The sequence below is a fragment of the Variovorax soli genome (assembly GCF_031454625.1).
GTDB classification, from domain to species: Bacteria; Pseudomonadota; Gammaproteobacteria; order Burkholderiales; family Burkholderiaceae_C; genus Variovorax; species Variovorax soli_A.
In genome coordinates this window covers 23,418-37,548 of record NZ_JAVDRF010000001.1, presented here as the reverse complement: position 1 = coordinate 37,548, position 14,131 = coordinate 23,418, and the positions used below count along the sequence as shown (strand labels likewise).

The window sequence follows — 14,131 nt, the reverse complement described above, 5'->3', positions numbered from 1 at the left end:
CGATCGATGAGCACTGAACGCTTCGTTTATGCGGACCCCTACCGCTGGCCCTACCACGGCGCGCTGCGGCCCGACAACACGGCCCTGGTCGTGATCGACATGCAGACCGACTTCTGCGGCAAGGGCGGTTACGTCGACGTGATGGGCTACGACCTGTCGCTCGTGCAGGCGCCGATCGAGCCGATCGCACGGACGATGGCGCGCATGCGGGCGCTGGGCTTCCACGTCATCCACACGCGCGAAGGCCACCGGCCCGACTTGGCCGACCTGCCCGCCAACAAGCGATGGCGCTCGCGCCAGATCGGCGCCGGCGGCGTCGGCATCGGTGACGAGGGCCCGTGCGGGCGCATCCTGGTGCGCGGAGAGCCGGGCTGGGAGATCATTCCCGCGCTGGCGCCGTGGCCCGGCGAGGTGGTGATCGACAAGCCCGGCAAGGGTGCCTTCTACGCCACCGATTTCGAGCTGGTGCTGCGCACGCGCGGCATCGAGAACCTGATCCTCGCCGGCATCACCACCGACGTCTGCGTGCACACCACGATGCGCGATGCCAACGACCGCGGCTTCGAATGCCTGCTGTTGTCGGACTGCACCGCGGCGACGGACCCCGGCAACCACCTCGCGGCGCTGAAGATGATCACCATGCAGGGCGGCGTGTTCGGCGCGCACGCCGGCTCGGCCGCGCTGCTCGATGCGCTGGCCGCGCTGTAGCAGGGAGCCTTGCTCATGGTCGATCCGCTCCTGCAACCGCCCATCGGTGCCTTGCCCGCCGCCACCGGGGCCCTCGCACTCGACACCTACCGCCTGACCAAGCGCTTCGGCGACTTCACCGCCATGGACAGCGTGAGCATGCGCGTCGAGCCCGGCAGCGTGCACGCGCTGCTCGGCGAAAACGGCGCGGGCAAGAGCACGCTGGTCAAGTGCGTGGCGGGCTATCAACGTGCGGAGGAAGGCAGCATCCTGATCGACGGGCGCGAGCAGGAGATCGCCAATCCGGTGGTGGCGCGTGCGCTGGGCATCGGCATGGTCTACCAGCACTTCACGCTCGCGCCGGGCATGACGGTCGCCGAGAACCTGCTGCTGGCCGGCGGCCGCGCGCCGGCCATCATCGACTGGAAGCGCAAGCGCGCCGAGCTCGAGGAATTTTTGGCGACCACGCCCTTTCGGCTGGACCTCGACCTGCGCCCCGCCGAGCTGGCGGCCGGCGAAAAGCAGAAGCTGGAGCTGCTCAAGCAGCTCTACCTGAAGCCACGCCTTCTGATCCTGGACGAGCCGACCTCGGTGCTGACGCCGCAGGAGGCCGACGAGGTGCTGGGCCATGTGCGCGCCTTCGCGCAGAGCGGCCTGTGCACGGTGCTCATCATCACGCACAAGTTCCGCGAGGTGATGGCCTATGCCGACAGCGTGACCGTGCTGCGCCGGGGCAAGGCGGTGCATCACTGCCGTGTCGATGAGACCGACCCGGCACGGCTGGCGGCCGCGATGATGGGGGAAGGCGAGGCGCCGCCGCCCGAAGGCGATGCCGCGCCAAGGTCGGCGGTGGACGGTCCGCAAGCGGCCGCGCTTGCCGACGCGCCCGTGGCCTTGCAGGTCGATGCCCTGCGCGCGCAGGGCGACCGCGGCACGCTGGCCGTGCGCGACCTGAGCCTCGAGGTGCGCGCCGGCGAGATCCTCGGAGTGGCCGGCGTCTCCGGCAACGGCCAGCGCGAGCTGGTCGAGGCGCTGGTCGGCCAGCGCGCACGGCTGGCCGGCGGCGTCCAGGTGATGGGCGAGCCCTATGCCGCCGGACGCGCGGAAAACCGCCGCCTGAAGGTGCGCAGCCTGCCCGAGGAGCCGCTGCGCAATGCCTGCGTGGGCGATCTCAGCGTCGCAGAAAACATGGCGCTGCGCGACTTCGACCAACCGCCGCTGGCGCGCGCCGGCGTGCTGAACTTCGCGGCCTGGCGCAGCCGCGCCCGCAGCTGGATCGCCGAGTACGGCGTGAAGACCCGCGGCGAGGGTGCGCCCATCCGCAGCCTGTCGGGCGGCAATGTGCAGCGCGCCGTGCTGGCGCGCGAGCTGGCGGGGGAGATCAATGTGCTGATCGCCGCCAATCCGGTGTTCGGGCTGGACTTCGCGGCGGTGGCCGAGATCCATGGCCGCATCCGGCAGGTGCGGGCGCGCGGCGGCGCGGTGCTGCTGATCAGCGAGGATCTGGACGAGCTGCTGGAGATGGCGGATCGGATCGTGGTGATGAGCGAAGGCCGCATCGTGTTCGAGACGGCGGCGGCGAGTGCCGAGCGGCATGTGCTGGGCGCGCACATGGGCGGAGGGCATCACGCATGAGCGCCCGGGAGACCTTCATGCAGGTCGATGCCGAGCCTTTCGCGTTCGAGTGCGAGCTCGCGCGCACGGCCCTCGTCATCATCGACATGCAGCGCGACTTCATCGAACCCGGCGGCTTCGGCGAGACCCTGGGCAATGACGTCTCGCTGCTCCAGGCCATCGTCCCCGCCACCCGTTCGGTGCTTCACACATGGCGAGCAAAAGGCGGCCTCGTGGTCCACACGAGAGAAGCCCACCGTCCGGACCTGGCCGACTGTCCGCCGGCCAAGCGCAACCGCGGCCGGCCCACGCTGCGCATCGGCGACCCCGGCCCCATGGGCCGCATCCTGGTCGCGGGCGAGCCCGGCAACCAGATCATCGATGCGCTCGCACCTGTCGATGGCGAGATCGTGATCGACAAGCCCGGCAAGGGCGCTTTCTACGCGACGGGCCTGCAGTCGCTGCTGCAGCAGCGCGGCATTCGCAGCCTGGTCTTCATGGGCGTCACCACCGAGGTCTGCGTGCAGACCAGCATGCGCGAGGCCAACGACCGCGGCTACGACAGCCTGCTGCTGGAAGACTGCACCGAGAGCTACTTCCCCGCCTTCAAGGCCGCCGCGCTGGAGATGATCCGCGCCCAGGGCGCCATCGTCGGCTGGACCGCGCCGAGCGCAAAGCTGCTCGCCGCGCTGGGCGACTAACATCCTCGCCGTGCCCACCTCCGTCAAGACCCGCCCCGGCCCCGAACGGCACGCGTCCCAGGACGCAGCCTTCCGCACCCGCGCGGACGAGGTCTACGCCCAGCTCAAGCGCGACGTCGCCGAGTTCAGCCTGGTGCCGGGCGACCGCTTCACCGAAAGCGAGATCAGCGAGCGGCTGGGCGTGTCGCGCACGCCGGTGCGCCAGGCGCTGTTCCGGCTGCAGCAGGAGGGTTACGTCGAGGTGCTGTTCCGCAGCGGCTGGCGCGTGCTGCCTTTCGATTTCGACCAGTTCGAGCAGCTCTACGACCTGCGCATGGTGCTGGAGACCACCGCCGTGCATCGGCTCTGCGACAGCGGCCATCGGGTCGACCGCAGCCTGCTCGACAGCCTGGCCCGCATCTGGCTGGTGCCCGCGGCGCAGCGCAGTTCCGACACGGTGCAGGTGGCGCAATGGGACGAGGAATTCCACTGCGCCCTGGTCGCTGCCGCCGGCAACGCCGAGATGGCCCGCGTGCACCGCGACGTGACCGACCGCATCCGGATCATTCGCCGTCTGGACTTCACGAAGCAGCCGCGCATCGACGCCACCTACGAGGAGCACGCCAAGATTCTCAAGGCCATCCGTGCCAATCGCGGCGAGCAGGCCGCGATGCTGCTGCGCGCGCACATCGAGACCAGCCAGGCGGAGGTGCGCAAGATCACGCTGCACCAGGTCCACATGGCGAGGACCGCCGGCCGCCGCTAAGGCCTCTTGTCCCTGTTCCAGGAACACCGCGGAACCGGCTTGGCTGGGCCGCTGGTGTTGCCCCCGGTGAGGGGGTGGGCGGCCACGCGAAGTGGGCCAACCTGGGGGAGAGCTTTTTACTCTGCGGTGATGCCGCCGCGCTGAACGACCCCCGCCCAGCGCTGCGCATCCTTGGCCATCAGCGCCTTGAACTCGCCAGGCGTCGAACTCGCCGGCACCATGCCCTGCGACTCGAAGGCCGTCGCCACATCGGGCTGCTTCAGCACCGCTGCGATCTCCTTGTTGAGCCGCGTGACCACGTCGTCCGGCGTGCCCTTGGGCGCCAGCACGCCGTACCACATGTCGACGTTGCCGCTCTGGATGCCCGCCTCGGCCAGCGTCGGCACCTCGGGCAACTGCGCCAGGCGCTTGTCGCTGCCGGTCGCGATGGCCTTCAGCTTGCCGGCCCGGATGTGTTGCAGCGCCACGTGCACCGGCAGGAACATGTAGTCGATGCGTCCCCCCAACAGATCGGTCACCGCCCCGGCGGTGCCCTTGTAGGGCACGTGCAGCATCTCGGCGCCGGTGCTCTGCAGCAGCAGCGCCATCGACAGGTGGTGCGGCGTGCCGACGCCCGGTGTGGCGTAGGTGAGCTTGCCGGGGTTGGCCTTGGCCGCGGCGACCACCTGCGCCACCGAGGTGGTCTTCTGCACCTTGGGGTTGGTTACCAGCAGCAGCGTGCCCCAGGAGGTCAGGGAGACCGGCGTGAAGTCATTCAGCGGGTCGTAGGCCAGCGACTTGTAGAGGCTCTTGTTCATGACCAGCGTGTTGACCTGCACCAGCAGCGTGTAGCCGTCGGGCTTGGCGCGCGCGACTTTCTCGCTGCCGATGTTGCCGCTCGCGCCGGCCACGTTGTCGACCACCACCGGCTGGCCCAGCGCGGCCGGCAGCCGGGCCGAGAGCTGGCGCGCGATCAGGTCGATGCCGGTGCCGGGCGTGTAGGGCACCACCAGCGTGATCGGCTGGTCGGGCCAGGCCTGGGCGGCCACGGCACCGGTGGCCAGCAGCAGGGCGGCGAGGATCTTCTTGAAGGGTCGCATGGCTCGTCTCCGTGGGCGTCAGGGTTCAAAGGTAGGAAGGCCGCGCCTTCAATGCCGCCGGCTCGTAGCCGGCGACGCGCTTGTAGTGGTCGGAGATCGCTTGCAGCTCCGCGGTGCTGACGACGTCCTCCAGCCGCTCGAAGCGCTTGCCGCCGGAGCGCTGGAACACCTCGCGCAGGATGGCGTCCGGCGGGTTGCTGCGGTTGGTCAGCACCACGCGGGTGGTGGCCTGCACGCGCGCGCGGTCGTAATCCTCGAGCGCCTCGGGGCCGACGCCCAGCCGATGCAGCGCGCCGGCCAGGTAGCGCGCATCGATGATGGCCTGGCCGGCGCCGTTGGAGCCGCGTGGCACCATCGGATGCGCGGCGTCGCCCAGCAGCGTGAGGCGGCCATGCGTCCAACGGGGCAGCGGGTCCTGGTCGACCATGGGGTATTCGAGGATCGCGTCGGAAGAGCGGATCAAGGCCGGCACATCCAGCCAGTCGAAGTGCCAGTTCTCGAAGGCGGGCATGAAGTCTTCGAGCCGGCCGGGCCGGCTCCAGTCCTGCAGCGCGGGCTGCGGCGCATGGATCTCGGCCACCCAGTTGATGAGCTGGTTGCCTTCGGCATCGACGTCGTTACGGATCGGGTAGATCACCATCTTGCCCTGGTCCAGCCAGCCCGCGCGCACCATGCTCGCGCCCGTCAAGAAGGGCTTGTGCTTCGCCGTGCCGCGCCACATGTTGACGCCCGAGTAGCGCGGCGCACCCTCCTTCGGATAGAGCTGCTTGCGCAGCACCGAATGGATGCCGTCGCAGCCCACCGCCAGCGCGGCACGCACGGAGGGCAGCCGCGCGCCGTCGGGCGCCACGAAGCGCGCCGTCACGCCGGTGTCGTCCTGCTCGACGCCGGCGCAGCGGTGGCCGCAGACCACGCTGTCCGCGCCGAGCCTGTCGCGCACCGCATCCAGCAGCACGGTGTGCAAGTCGCCGCGGTGGATCGAGTACTGCGGCCAGTCGTAGCCTGCCGCCGTGCCCGCGGCCTCGCGGAACACCAGCTGGCCGTGGGCGTTGAAGAACACCGCCTCCTGCGTGCGCACGGCCACGGCGTCGAGCGCCGGCAGCAGGCCCAGCTCATCGAGCTCGCGCGCCGCGTGCGGGAGCAGGTTGATGCCCACGCCCAGCGGCTTCAGTTCGGGCACCGCTTCGTAGATGCGGCAGCGGATGCCGGCCTGGTGCAGGCTCAGCGCCAGGGTCAGGCCACCGATGCCGGCACCCATCACGATCACTGGGGTCGATGTCTCGTTCATGTCTCCGTCTCTTCGCAGGGGGAAAGCCGAAATTAGACCGGGCCGGCGTTCATATGGGAAATTTAGATGTCGTATGGATTTATCATGAACCGGTATGAATCTGTCCATGCGCCAGATGCGCGCCTTTCTGCATGTGGCGCGCATCGGCAACTTCACGCGCGCGGCCGAGCAGGCGCACATGACGCAGGCCGGGCTCAGCACCCTGGTGCGCGAGATGGAGCGCCAGCTGGGCGTCCGCCTGTTCGACCGCACCACGCGCATGGTCGGGCTCACCACCGCGGGCCGGCGCCTGCTGCCTGTGGTGGAGCGCGTTCTCGGCGAGCTCGAGGAAGTGACTGGCCGGCTCGGCGCCGAGGGCGACGCGGCGCGCCAGACGCTGCGCATCGCGGCCACGCCGCTGGTGTCCTCGCACCTGCTGCCGCAGGTCTTCGCGCGCTTTCGCAAGAGCCACCCGCACATCAAGCTCAGGCTCTTCGATGCCGACCTGCGCGGCGTGGAGGCGACGGTGGTGGAGGGCCAGGCGGACATGGGTTTGGGCTTTTTCTTCAAGGCCGCCCCCGGGCTGGAGCGCCTGCCGGTGGGCCACTTCCAGCTGATGCGCGTGGCGGCTTGCGACGCCGGCGAAGTGCCACCCGTCGGCAGCGTCCCCTGGTCCTCGCTGCAGGGCGCGCAGCTGCTGGGCCTGCCGGCGAGCAATCCGATCCAGAAATTGATCGATACGCATCTGGCAGCTGTCGGCGCTGCCGATCCGGACCGCCTCGCCTTCAACTTCTTCGGCACCCTGATCGCGATGGTCGAGGCCGGCTTCGGCAGCGCCGTGATGCCGACCTTCGCGCTCGCGGCCTGCCGGCGGCACCGGGTGCGCACCGATCTGCTGGCCAAGCCCAAGGTGGGGCTGGACTTCTACCGCATCACCCGGCGCGGGGTGCAGGAGACCGAGGCGGCGCAGGCCTTCTGCAAAACCCTCGTCAAGGCGCTGCCGGCGCTGTCGCGATAGCGCGCCGCCGTCAGAGCGTGAGGTCGTAGTCCACCGTGATCGGCGCGTGGTCGCTGAACTTGAGGGTCTTGAAGATCTGCTCGTTGCGCGCGAGCCTGGCGGTGCCCGGCGTGGCCAGGTGGTAGTCGAGCCGCCAGCCCACGTTCTTCGCGTAGGCCTGGCCGCGGTTGCTCCACCAGGTGTAGGCCTCGTCGGTCGTGTCGGGCTTGAGCAGGCGGTAGACGTCCACCAGGCCTGCGCCTTCGACGCCCGCGTCGAGCAGCTTCGTCATCCAGGCGCGCTCCTCCGGCAGGAAGCCGCTGTTCTTCTGGTTGCCGCGCCAGTTCTTGAGGTCGATCTCCTTGTGCGCGATGTTGATGTCGCCGCACAGCACGAACTCGCGCTCGCGCTTGAGCGCGATCAGGTGCGGGAAGAAGCCCTCCAGGAAGCGAAACTTCGCCGCCTGCCGCTCCTCGCCCGAGGAGCCGCTCGGGAAGTAGCAGCTGATCACCGAGAACTTGCGCTTCGGGGTGTCGAAGCGCAGCTCGAGGTAGCGTCCCTCGGCGTCGAATTCCGGGTCGCCCCAGCCCACCACGACCTCGCTGGGCTCGTGCTTCGTGTAAGCCGCGGTGCCGGCGTAGCCCTTCTTCTCCGCAAAATGGAAGTAGCCCTTGAGTCCGGCCATGGCCTCGAAGCGGCCCTCGATGTCGCTGGCCTGGACGCGGATTTCCTGCATGCAAATACAATCCGGCGCCAGTTCGGCCACCCAGTCGGCGACGCCCTTGGTCGCGGCCGAGCGCAGGCCATTGAGGTTGAGGCTGGTGAGTTTGAACACGAGGAACGTTCCCGATGGCTGGAGAAGTGGCAATGACAGAAGAAGGCGCGCTGGCCCAGGCCTTCGTGCAGTTCGCGCTCGAATCCGGCGTGCTGCGCTTCGGCCAGTTCAAGACCAAGGCCGGCCGCATAAGCCCCTATTTTTTCAATGCGGGGCTGTTCGACGATGGCGCCAAGCTCGCGCGGCTGGCGGCATTCTATGCAGACCGGTTGATCGCGAGCGGCCTCGAATTCGACATGATCTTCGGCCCGGCCTACAAGGGCATTCCGCTGGGCGCCACCCTAGCCGCGGAACTGGCCCGGCGCGGCCGCAACGTGCCCTTCGCCTACAACCGCAAGGAAGCCAAGGACCATGGCGAGGGCGGCACGCTGGTCGGCGCGCCCTTGTCGGGGCGCGTGCTGATCGTCGACGACGTGATGTCGGCCGGCACCGCGGTCCGGGAGTCGATCGCCGCCATCCGCAGCGCCGGCGCCACGCCGCATGCCGTGGTCATCGCGCTGGACCGTCAGGAGAAGGCGACCGAGAACGGCGTCGACGTAGACCACAGCGCCGTGCAATACGTCCGCCAACAGCTGGGAATGCAGGTGGAGGCGATTGCCACGCTTGACGACTTGTTACAGTATCTGTCCGGACGGGCGGACGACGAACTGAGCGCCCATCGCCAGGCAGTGCTGGACTATCGGGCCCGCTACGGCGCGGGGTGATCAACCATCTGAAGGGTCGACGTTGGCGCGCATGCAGTACATACGCATCGGTTCCATGGGATTCCTGCTGCTGGCTGCAGCCGGCGCGGCCCACGCCCAGCAAAGCGCTGCCGGACCCGGCATCTACACCTGCACCGACTCGCGAGGCCGCACCATCACGGCGGACCGGCCGATCGCCGACTGCGCCGACCGCGAGCAGCGCGAGCTCAGCCCCAGCGGCAGCGTGCGGCGCAGGCTCGAACCCACCTACACGGCGCGCGAGCAGGCCGAGCGCGAGGATCGCGAGCGCCAGGCGCAGCTGCAGGCCGCCCGCGTGCTCGAGGAGCGCCGGCGCGAGCGCGCGCTGCTGATCCGCTATCCCAACCCGGCCGCGCACGACCGCGAGCGCGCCGAGGCGCTGGTGCAGATCGATGCGGTGATCACCGCCGCGCGCAAGCGCCTGAGCGAGCTGGCCGAGGAGCGCCGCAAGATCGACGACGAGCTCGAGTTCTACGCCAAGGACGTCGCCAAGGCGCCCGATTCCCTGCGGCGCAAGTTCGACGACAACAGCAAGAGCATGGCGGTGCAGAACCGCTTCATCGCCGACCAGGATGACGAGAAGAAGCGCGTGAACGCGCGTTTCGACGAGGAGCGGGTTCGCCTGCGGCCCTTGTGGGCCGGCACTGCGCCGGCCACTTCGAGCCGCTAGGGCCCCTCCGAGGCCTACCCCAGCTTCGCCTTCAAGAGTGCATTGACCTGCGCCGGGTTGGCCTTGCCCTGGCTGGCCTTCATGACCTGGCCGACCAGCGCGTTGAAAGCCTTGTCCTTGCCGGCGCGGTATTCGTCGATGTTCTTCTGGTTGGCCGCCAGCACGGTGTCGACGATCTTCTCCAGGGCGCCGCTGTCGCTCATCTGCTTGAGGCCCTTGGCCTCGATGATGGCGTCGATGTCGCTGCCCTCGCCGGTCCACAGCGCGTCGAAGACCTGGCGCGCGGCATTGTTCGACACCACGCCCTCGCCGATGCGTCGGATGAGCGCGGCGAGCTGGGCGGCCGTGACCGGCGCGCGGGTGATGTCGATGTCCTGCAGGTTCAGGCGGCGCGCGATTTCGCCGGTGATCCAGTTGCTCGCGAGCTTGGGTGCCGCGCCCGCGCGCACGGCCTCGTCGAAGTAGCGAGCCAGCGCCGGGCTCTGGGTGAGCTGCGTGGCATCGTAGTCCGACAGCCCATGCTCGCGCCCATAGCGCTCGGCCATCGCGCGCGGCAGCTCCGGCATTCCGGCGCGCACGCGCTCGATCCATTCGGGCGCGATCGCCAGCGGCGGCAGGTCGGGGTCGGGGAAGTAGCGATAGTCGGCCGCGTCCTCCTTGGTGCGCATGGCGCGGGTCTTGCCGGTCTCGGGGTCGAACAGCACGGTGGCCTGCTGGATCGCGCGGCCATCTTCCAGCTCGCCGATCTGCCAGCGGATCTCGTAGTCGATCGCCTGCTGCATGAACTTGAAGCTGTTGAGGTTCTTGATCTCGCGCCGCGTGCCCAGCGGCGCGCCGGGCCGCCGCACGGAGACGTTGGCGTCGCAGCGGAAGCTGCCTTCCTGCATGTTGCCGTCGCAGATGCCGATCCAGGTCACGATCTTGTGCAGCTCGCGCGCATAGGCCACGGCCTCGGCGGTGGAGCGCATGTCGGGCTCGGTGACGATCTCCAGGAGCGGCGTGCCGGCGCGGTTCAGGTCGATGCCCGACTGGCCGACGAAGTCCTCGTGCAGGGACTTGCCGGCGTCTTCCTCCAGGTGGGCGCGCACGAGGCGTACGGTCTTCTTCTCGTCGCCGAGAAAGAAGCTGACGCAGCCGCCCTGCACGACCGGGATCTCGTACTGGCTGATCTGGTAGCCCTTGGGCAGGTCGGGATAGAAGTAGTTCTTGCGCGCGAACACGCTGCGCGGCGCGATGTGCGAGCCGAGCGCCAGCCCGAGCTTGATGGCGCGCTCGACCGCGCCCTTGTTCATCACCGGCAGCGTGCCGGGCAGCGCCAGGTCGACGGCGCTGGCCTGGGTATTGGGCTCGGCGCCGAAGGCGGTGGAGGCGCGGCTGAAGATCTTGCTCGCGGTCGAAAGCTGGGCGTGGGTCTCGAAGCCGATGATGACTTCGTAACCCTGCACCAGCGGGCCGGTGGGGCGGCCTTCCTGCGCTTTTTCGAAAGAGATGGCAGCACTCATTTCAGAGGAATCCGGTTTGTTCGGGGAACACCGCGGAACGGGCTTTGCCGGGCCGCTGGTGTTGCCCTGGTGAGGGCTGAGGGCCGCGGCTCCAAGCCTGCCTGCGCAGGCTTGGACGGCCCGAAGGGCAAGGCCTCTGGCCGCAGCGCGTTTGGCGGCCACACGAAGTGGGCAAGCATGGGGGAGAGCTCATTCATAGCCCTCCGGCGTGCGCTGGTGCCAGTCGGTCGACTGCTGGAAGCGATGCGCCGCGTTCAGCAGCTTCGCCTCGCCGAAATAATTGCCGATCAGCTGCAGGCCCACCGGCATGCCGCCGTCGAAGCCGGCCGGCACGCTCATGCCGGGCAGGCCGGCGAGCGAGCCGGGCAGGGTGAAGATGTCGGCCAGGTAGTCGGCCACCGGGTCATCGCCGTGCTCGCCCAGTTTCCAGGCCACCGTGGGCGCCGCCGGACCGGCGATCAGGTCGCAGTGCGCGAAGGCCTGCTGGAAGTCGTCGGCGATCATGCGGCGCACCTTCTGCGCCTGCAGGTAGTAGGCGTCGTAGTAGCCGTGCGACAGCACGTAGGTGCCGATCATGACGCGGCGCTTGACCTCGTCGCCGAAGCCTTCCTCCCGGGTCTTGGCGTACATGTCGGCCAGGTCGCGGTAGTTCTTTGCGCGGTGGCCGAACTTGACACCGTCGAAGCGGCTCAGGTTCGAGCTGGCCTCGGCCGCCGCGATGATGTAGTAGACGGGAATCGACAGTTCGGTCCGCGGCAGCGTGACCTCGACGCGTCTGGCGCCGAGCTTCTCGTATTCGCCGAGGGCCGCCTCGATGGCAGCGCGCACGCCGGGCGCCACGCCCTCGCCCAGGAACTCGCGCGGCACGCCGATGCGCAGGCCGTCGAGCGAATCGCTCAGGTGATGCGAAAAGTCCTCGGCCGGCCGGTCCAGCGAGGTCGAATCGTGCTCAGGGTCAGGCCCGCACAGGGCCGACAGCATCAGCGCGCAGTCCTCGGCGGAGCGGGCGAAAGGGCCGGCCTGGTCCAGGCTGGAGGCGAAGGCCACCATCCCGTAGCGCGAGGCGCGGCCATAGGTCGGCTTGATGCCGGTCACGCCGCAGAAGGAGGCGGGCTGGCGGATCGAGCCGCCGGTGTCGGTGCCGGTGGCGGCCGGCACCAGGCGCGCGGCCACCGCGACGGCGCTGCCGCCGGAGGAGCCGCCAGGAATGCGCGTGCGGTCCCAGGGGTTGCGCACGGGCACGGCGTGGTCGAAGCCCACGGCGGGTACGGCCACGTTCTCGTTGGAGGAGCCCATGGCGAACTCGTCGCAGCTGAGCTTGCCCAGGTTGACGGCGCCGGCTTCGGCGAGCTTGCGCACCACGGTCGCATCGAAGGGCGAGCGGTAGCCGGCCAGGATGCGCGAGCCGGCGGTGGTCGGCAGGTCGGCGGTGGCGAAGATGTCCTTGTGCGCGATCGGCACGCCGGCCAGCGCGGGCGCGTTGCCGGCGGCGAGCTGTTCGTCGGCCGCGCGGGCCTGGGCCAGCGCCTTTTCATCGTCCAGCGCCAGGAAGGCGCCGAGGTCCTGGTGTTGCCTGATGCGGGCCAGCTGGTGCTGCGCGGCCTCGACGGCCGAGACCTCCCGCTGGCGCAGGGCGCGGGCCAGCTCGGCCACGCCCATCTGGTGAAGTTCGGCCTTCATTCGATCACCTTCGGCACCAGGAAGAGGCCGTTCTCCACCGCGGGCGCGCTGCGCTGGTTGAGCTCGCGCAGGTTCGGCTCGCTGGCCACGTCGTCGGCGAGGCGCAGCGTCACGTCCTGGATGGCTGCCACCGGGTGGGACAGCGGTTCGACGCCGGCGGTGTCGACCGCGCGCATGCGCTCGACCAGCTCGAAGAAGCCGTTGATCTGGCCGAGCATGCGTTCGCTCTCGCCGGGCGCGAGCTCCAGCCGGGCAAGCGACGCGATGCGCGCGATATCTGAAGAAGTGAGGGACATCGGATTCAGCGATGGAAAAGCAAGGCCCTGCGCCGCGGCCGAAACGGCGTAACTTTGCACGTCGGCAGGGCGCGCCGAAGGCGGGATGCGGAGGGGATTCGGGTATTATCCCGCCTTTGCCGCAACCCACGCGAACGCGCCGGCATTTGCTGCAAAAACGTCCATCCATCCCCGTCTAAAAACGACCAGCTAGAGGGCGACGACATGCCGACGCGCATGCCGTGCTCCAGAGGATTCCACAATGTTCGGAGCTTTCCGTCGGTACTTCTCGACCGACCTCGCGATCGACCTCGGCACCGCCAACACCCTGATCTTTGCCCGCAACAAGGGCATCGTGCTCGACGAGCCGTCGGTCGTCGCCATCCGCCACGAGGGCGGGCCGCACGGCAAGAAAGTGATCCAGGCGGTGGGCCGCGAGGCCAAGGCGATGCTGGGCAAGGTCCCCGGCAACATCGAAGCCATCCGTCCGATGAAGGACGGCGTGATCGCCGATTTCGTGATCACCGAGCAGATGATCAAGCAGTTCATCAAGATGGTGCACCCGCGATCGCTGCTCACGCCCAGCCCGCGCATCATCATCTGCGTGCCCTGCGGCTCGACCCAGGTCGAGCGCCGCGCCATCAAGGATGCGGCCGAGGCCGCCGGCGCCACCTCCGTCTACCTCATCGAGGAACCCATGGCCGCCGCCATCGGCGCCGGACTGCCGGTCTCCGAAGCCAGCGGCTCGATGGTGGTCGATATTGGCGGCGGCACGACCGAGGTCGGCGTGATCTCGCTGGGCGGGATGGTCTACAAGGGCAGCGTGCGGGTCGGCGGCGACCGCTTCGACGAAGCCATCATCAACTACATCCGCCGCAACTACGGCATGTTGATCGGCGAGCCGACCGCCGAAGTCATCAAGAAGAGCATCGGCTCGGCCTTCCCGGGCTCCGAGGTCAAGGAGATCGAGGTCAAGGGCCGCAACCTGAGCGAAGGCGTGCCGCGCAGCTTCACCATCAGCAGCAACGAGGTGCTGGAGGCGCTGACCGATCCGCTCAACAACATCGTGTCGGCCGTCAAGAACGCGCTGGAGCAGACGCCGCCCGAACTCGGCGCCGACATCGCCGAGCGCGGCATGATGCTGACCGGCGGCGGTGCCCTGCTGCGCGACCTGGACCGCCTGCTGGCAGAGGAGACCGGCCTGCCGGTGCTGGTGGCCGAAGATCCCTTGACCTGCGTGGTGCGCGGCTGCGGCATCGCCCTGGAGCGCATGGACCGCCTGGGCAGCATTTTCACCAGCGAATAGATGTTCCCCGCCCCCAGGTCGCGCGCACTCCGTGTCGCGCTCCCATCCCCG

The 14,131-nt window shown here is 69.0% G+C and carries 14 protein-coding genes; 8 read left to right on the top strand and 6 right to left on the bottom strand.

Annotated elements, in window-relative coordinates; all coding sequences use genetic code 11:
- Positions 1-6: 6 nt before the first annotated feature.
- The 4 genes from biuH to J2739_RS00185 are packed head-to-tail and all read left to right on the top strand — an operon-like array spanning position 7 to position 3,747.
- Positions 7-708 carry a biuret amidohydrolase gene (biuH, locus tag J2739_RS00200; protein ID WP_309897684.1) on the top strand — a complete coding sequence of 234 codons (702 nt, stop codon included), beginning with the start codon at positions 7-9 and terminating at the stop codon, positions 706-708.
- 15 nt (positions 709-723) lie between these two features.
- Positions 724-2,322, top strand: coding sequence for an ABC transporter ATP-binding protein (locus J2739_RS00195; RefSeq protein ID WP_309897683.1), 1,599 nt, complete (start codon positions 724-726; stop codon positions 2,320-2,322).
- A gap of 17 nt (positions 2,323-2,339) precedes the next feature.
- Entirely contained in the window at positions 2,340-3,002 is a 663-nt protein-coding gene (locus J2739_RS00190) for a cysteine hydrolase family protein (RefSeq protein WP_309898672.1), read from the top strand.
- A 10-nt stretch (positions 3,003-3,012) separates the two neighbouring features.
- Positions 3,013-3,747, top strand: a complete 735-nt coding sequence (locus J2739_RS00185) for a GntR family transcriptional regulator (RefSeq protein WP_309897682.1) — start codon at positions 3,013-3,015, stop codon at positions 3,745-3,747.
- A 116-nt stretch (positions 3,748-3,863) separates the two neighbouring features.
- On the opposite strand, the gene J2739_RS00180 is transcribed toward J2739_RS00185, so the two are convergent.
- Positions 3,864-4,826: a tripartite tricarboxylate transporter substrate binding protein gene (locus J2739_RS00180; RefSeq protein ID WP_309897681.1), complete on the bottom strand. Its 963-nt coding sequence runs from the start codon at positions 4,824-4,826 to the stop codon at positions 3,864-3,866.
- A 25-nt stretch (positions 4,827-4,851) separates the two neighbouring features.
- Positions 4,852-6,114 carry a flavin-dependent oxidoreductase gene (locus tag J2739_RS00175; protein WP_309897680.1) on the bottom strand — a complete coding sequence of 421 codons (1,263 nt, stop codon included), beginning with the start codon at positions 6,112-6,114 and terminating at the stop codon, positions 4,852-4,854.
- Positions 6,115-6,220: 106 nt separating this feature from the next.
- Here J2739_RS00175 and J2739_RS00170 point away from each other — a divergent pair, with 106 nt between their 5' ends.
- The gene (locus J2739_RS00170; protein WP_309897679.1) at positions 6,221-7,111 is read left to right on the top strand and encodes a LysR family transcriptional regulator; all 891 of its coding nucleotides are present in this window, start codon (positions 6,221-6,223) and stop codon (positions 7,109-7,111) included.
- 10 nt (positions 7,112-7,121) lie between these two features.
- Here the strand turns inward: J2739_RS00170 and J2739_RS00165 are convergent, their stop codons facing one another.
- Positions 7,122-7,925: an exodeoxyribonuclease III gene (locus J2739_RS00165; protein ID WP_309897678.1), complete on the bottom strand. Its 804-nt coding sequence runs from the start codon at positions 7,923-7,925 to the stop codon at positions 7,122-7,124.
- A 32-nt stretch (positions 7,926-7,957) separates the two neighbouring features.
- Between J2739_RS00165 and pyrE the strand changes: the two genes are divergently transcribed.
- Both pyrE and J2739_RS00155 read left to right on the top strand, forming a co-directional pair.
- Positions 7,958-8,629 carry an orotate phosphoribosyltransferase gene (pyrE, locus tag J2739_RS00160; RefSeq protein ID WP_309897677.1) on the top strand — a complete coding sequence of 224 codons (672 nt, stop codon included), beginning with the start codon at positions 7,958-7,960 and terminating at the stop codon, positions 8,627-8,629.
- Between the two features lie 55 nt (positions 8,630-8,684).
- The gene (locus J2739_RS00155; protein WP_309897676.1) at positions 8,685-9,317 is read left to right on the top strand and encodes a DUF4124 domain-containing protein; all 633 of its coding nucleotides are present in this window, start codon (positions 8,685-8,687) and stop codon (positions 9,315-9,317) included.
- A gap of 14 nt (positions 9,318-9,331) precedes the next feature.
- Here the strand turns inward: J2739_RS00155 and gatB are convergent, their stop codons facing one another.
- The 3 genes from gatB to gatC all read right to left on the bottom strand — a co-directional run bounded on the left by gatB (position 9,332) and on the right by gatC (position 12,795).
- A complete protein-coding gene (gene gatB, locus J2739_RS00150; protein ID WP_309897675.1) occupies positions 9,332-10,819 on the bottom strand; it encodes an Asp-tRNA(Asn)/Glu-tRNA(Gln) amidotransferase subunit GatB in 1,488 nt (495 codons plus the stop codon).
- Positions 10,820-11,008: 189 nt separating this feature from the next.
- Entirely contained in the window at positions 11,009-12,499 is a 1,491-nt protein-coding gene (gene gatA, locus J2739_RS00145) for an Asp-tRNA(Asn)/Glu-tRNA(Gln) amidotransferase subunit GatA (RefSeq protein ID WP_309897674.1), read from the bottom strand.
- The gene (gene gatC / locus J2739_RS00140; RefSeq protein ID WP_309897673.1) at positions 12,496-12,795 is read right to left on the bottom strand and encodes an Asp-tRNA(Asn)/Glu-tRNA(Gln) amidotransferase subunit GatC; all 300 of its coding nucleotides are present in this window, start codon (positions 12,793-12,795) and stop codon (positions 12,496-12,498) included. Before gatC ends, gatA begins: the two co-directional genes overlap by 4 nt.
- A gap of 241 nt (positions 12,796-13,036) precedes the next feature.
- Here gatC and J2739_RS00135 point away from each other — a divergent pair, with 241 nt between their 5' ends.
- On the top strand, positions 13,037-14,080 hold the full coding sequence (locus J2739_RS00135) for a rod shape-determining protein (protein WP_309897672.1): 1,044 nt from the start codon (positions 13,037-13,039) through the stop codon (positions 14,078-14,080).
- Positions 14,081-14,131: the final 51 nt, after the last annotated feature.